Origin of the sequence: Desulfosarcina sp., from assembly GCF_033791525.1 — a bacterium.
Taxonomy (GTDB): Bacteria; Desulfobacterota; Desulfobacteria; order Desulfobacterales; family Desulfosarcinaceae; genus Desulfosarcina.
This window is the reverse complement of record NZ_JASJGN010000293.1, coordinates 1-3,606: the sequence shown is the minus strand read 5'-3', so window position 1 is coordinate 3,606 and position 3,606 is coordinate 1. Positions and strand designations below refer to the sequence as shown.

The following is a 3,606-nucleotide window of genomic DNA, read 5'->3' as shown; positions in this document are numbered from 1 at the left end:
ACGCCTGTCGATTCTATGCGCAACTCATCCAAACGATATAATGTCAATTCTCGGAATTCGGGAGCGGCTTCCAGCCGCGATCATCCCCATGGAATCGCAGCCGAAAACCGTTCGGTTGGCCCGATTTTTTACATACCAATTACTTTCAGACGGAGATGAAAGGTCATCGAGATGCCGGATACTTCTTTTGCGGCGCTGCTGGAACGTGTTGACAGCGCCACGGATACCAATCGTCTGCAACTGACGCCGGACTGGATGCAAGGCCGGGCCGGATACGGCGGACTGGTGGGGGCGCTGGCCTTGAAAGCCATGAGAAGCCATGTGCCGCCGGCGCGTAAGATGCGGAGCCTGCTGATCTCATTCGTCGGACCGGTCGGAGCGGATGATTTTTCGATCCATACTCGCGTGCTGCGGTCGGGGAAAGCCGTCACCCACGTGGAGGCGAAACTGGTTCAGAAAGAGGCGGTGTGATGCGTGGTGCTAGGAAATCTCGGCAAACCCATGCCTCAGGGCCAGCTTTTGAAACATCTGGGTCAGACCCGCACCCAATGAGAAAACTGAGCCGATATCCAGGTTCTGGTCGGTAGATTTATCGAAGAAAATGTTCAGGCTGGACCCGAGGCCTTCATCCGGGCGCCAGTAGCAGATCATTATCGGTACCTTGGGCAGCGGGTGGAGCACCACGGAGATGTCCGATTCGAACTGCCGCTCCACCTGTCGACCGCTGAACAGGTGGACAAGGTCGTCGAACAGATCGGTGTAGCTGTCCGCCACCTGTTGCATGGCTTCTTCGCACCGCTTTTGAAACAACGGGTATCGGTCTTTGCCGTTTTTCAGTTCCCGGAAAGAAACCCATTGGCCGGTGGGGTCAACGCCTTTTCCGTTGATCACGTAATCGAAAAAGGGCGCCGCCACCCAGGGATTGATGTGGATGTCCGAATAGAGGTTGCCCTGCCCGTCAACGCTGAAATCCTTGCCCAGGATTTTCAGGGTCAGGCGGCCGTTTTCAGAGCGACCCCCGGTTCTTCCGGCAGCCGACGACAGATCGATGTGGGAGATCTGCTGCTTCATCATCTCCATGAAGGCTTCCCGGTTCTCTTCGAGGGTGTTCAGGTCGGTGGGATCTCCGGAAAAGCGTTCGATGACATCAGGACTCAATTTCGGGCATTCGCTGATTTTCCGGTGTCCTTGAAACACAGCACCAGCAAAAGCCAGGCAGGTTTTCTCGCCGCAGTCTCTGCAGTTGGACTTGTCCAGAAGCTGAAAAACTTCCATTGCATTTTTCGGTGCCGGCATAGGCGACCTCCCCGATGGCAGACCTTGACAGGCTGTTTATCGTTTGGTTGAACAAGACCGCACTATAACGGGAACCGGTTAATTTGTCACCCCCGATGTAAAGGTGGGGAGGCGCAAAACGCAGCGCGCGACAGTTGCATCCAAAACGGTTGAATTCGACGCATCTGTTCACAGTTATCGGTTCACAGTTTACAGTTTTTCAATGAACTATGCCAAGATTGAAGCCTTTGGTATTTCATCCCATAATCGCTGCAACCGCCTAATAATTTACACAGACGGTCTGATAACCGGCAAGCTTTTTCCCAAACTTTTAAATCCTCAAAAGAAAACCAAATTGTTATCCTCTGCCTTCTGTTTTTCTTAACCGTGAACCGATAACTGTAGACTGTGAACGGTTACTATTCGACAAACCGGCAGGCTAATGGTAATCGATAGTGGCAATCAATACTGGAGTTTACAGGGAGAAAAAACCATGACCGTCTGCGTCCAGGGAAACGTTCTCGAAGAGCTCTTGAAACTGCTCAAGCTGGAAAAAATCGAAGAAAATATTTTTCGCGGCCAGAGCCAGGACCTGGGCTTCGGCAGCGTATTCGGTGGCCAGGTCCTGGGTCAGGCGCTGTCCGCCGCTTCCCAGACCGTCCCCGACGGACGGCAAGCCCATAGCCTGCACGGTTATTTCATGCGGGCCGGCGACGCCAAAAAACCCATTGCCTACACCGTGGACTGCATTCGGGACGGGAAAAGCTTCACCACCCGGCGGGTGGTGGCCGTGCAGAAAGGCCGGGCCATTTTCTCCATGGCGGCTTCTTTCCAGATCGACGAGCCGGGCTTCGACCACCAGGACGAGATGCCTGACGTTGAGGGACCCGACGGGCTGGAGCCAGAGTTGGAAACCGCCCGTAAACTGGCCGACCACATTCCCCCAGGCATCCGGGAGAAGATCCTGTGTAAAAAACCCATCGAGATCCGCCACGTCAACCCGATCAATCCGTTCAAGCCGGAGAAAAGAATCCCTATAAAATATGTCTGGTTCCGAGCGATCGACCTCCTGCCAGATGAAATGGCTGTCCACCACTACCTGCTGGCCTATGCATCGGATTTCAATCTGGTAGGCACCTCCCTGTACCCCCACGGGCACACCTTCTGGGAACCGTCGATGCAGATGGCCAGCCTGGATCACGCCATGTGGTTTCACCGGGATTTTCGCATGGACGACTGGCTGCTCTACGCGATGGAAAGCCCCAGTGCATCCAGGGCTCGGGGGCTGTCCATCGGCCGCATTTTCACGCAGGCCGGCCGCCTGGTGGCCACTGTGTCCCAGGAAGGGCTGATTCGCCATCGGCCGCAAAAAGATAGCCATTGACATCAGTGGCACCCCTTTGAAATAAGAAACTATGCAAGGTGCCCGATTTCGGGCGTAATAGGGAATCCCGTGTGAATCGGGAACGGTCCCGCCGCTGTAACCCCGTATCGGATCTACAATCCGGTGACTGTTTCGAGAACGCATGGCCACTGTTCTGATCGTGAGGATGGGAAGGCCGTCGAATCGGGCGGGGAGAGTCAGAAGACCTGCCTTGTAAGATCACCCCAGCGTTGCGGCGACTCAATGTCTGTGGTGAAAGCACATGCTGTAGGCCGATAATATACCTGCCATTGGCCGATGCAGGCAGAGGGTGCCGAAAACGGGTGCAGCCTTTTGAACCAACAGGTTTAAAAGGCTGTTTTGTTTTTACACCCTGCGGGACCGGTCCTGAAACGCGGGATTTCCAAAAATCAACAGGAAGCGACCGCAACCGACATGGTTGAGATGGCTTCCATTGCACGAGAGGAGATTCCGATGCCAAACGTTTACCGAACACAGGACTCCGGCGGGGCGGATACCCCGGATTACGTAATTTTCGACGGCAGGTTTTACCGGACGGTCCACCATCCGGACGGGTGGTCGGATCTGGCGGATTATGAAATCCGCAGTGATGGAAAAATTTATGCGTTGAGTCACGGCGGGGATGCCGACGCGCAGGAACCCGTTTACGAGTTCAGGGAGGTCATGCTCTATCGGACTAAGGCTCACCCCGACGGACTGGGGAAGGGGCCGGACTATTATATTTCTGACTAGCTCAAAAAGGTCTGTTGGCCCAATCTCTGCGTTGAACTCTTGTTTCAATTCCTCAAAATACAGGAGTATTCACCCCAAGGGCACTTCCTGCGGGCGCCTGCGGATTGAAACGCGAGTTGCGCCTTGATCTTGAACTAAGATCCTATTTTTGAGAGGGTTTCTATCGTTATCGAACAGCTATTTGCCGTGATTTG

4 protein-coding genes and 1 riboswitch are annotated in these 3,606 nt (G+C 54.4%); of the genes, 3 read left to right on the top strand and 1 reads right to left on the bottom strand.

What is annotated here, in order from left to right; genetic code table 11:
- The first annotated feature begins 171 nt into the window (after positions 1–171).
- Complete coding sequence (locus tag QNK41_RS14610) at positions 172–471, top strand: thioesterase family protein (RefSeq protein WP_319258185.1); 300 nt, start codon at positions 172–174, stop codon at positions 469–471.
- Between the two features lie 9 nt (positions 472–480).
- Here the strand turns inward: QNK41_RS14610 and QNK41_RS14605 are convergent, their stop codons facing one another.
- Complete coding sequence (locus QNK41_RS14605) at positions 481–1,296, bottom strand: DUF3786 domain-containing protein (protein WP_319258184.1); 816 nt, start codon at positions 1,294–1,296, stop codon at positions 481–483.
- A gap of 472 nt (positions 1,297–1,768) precedes the next feature.
- Between QNK41_RS14605 and tesB the strand changes: the two genes are divergently transcribed.
- Together tesB and QNK41_RS14595 are read left to right on the top strand one after the other, a co-directional pair.
- Positions 1,769–2,659: an acyl-CoA thioesterase II gene (tesB, locus tag QNK41_RS14600; protein WP_319258182.1), complete on the top strand. Its 891-nt coding sequence runs from the start codon at positions 1,769–1,771 to the stop codon at positions 2,657–2,659.
- A gap of 19 nt (positions 2,660–2,678) precedes the next feature.
- Positions 2,679–2,888, top strand: a riboswitch (cobalamin riboswitch).
- Between the two features lie 245 nt (positions 2,889–3,133).
- Positions 3,134–3,412: a hypothetical protein gene (locus QNK41_RS14595; protein ID WP_319258180.1), complete on the top strand. Its 279-nt coding sequence runs from the start codon at positions 3,134–3,136 to the stop codon at positions 3,410–3,412.
- The last annotated feature ends 194 nt before the right edge of the window (positions 3,413–3,606 follow it).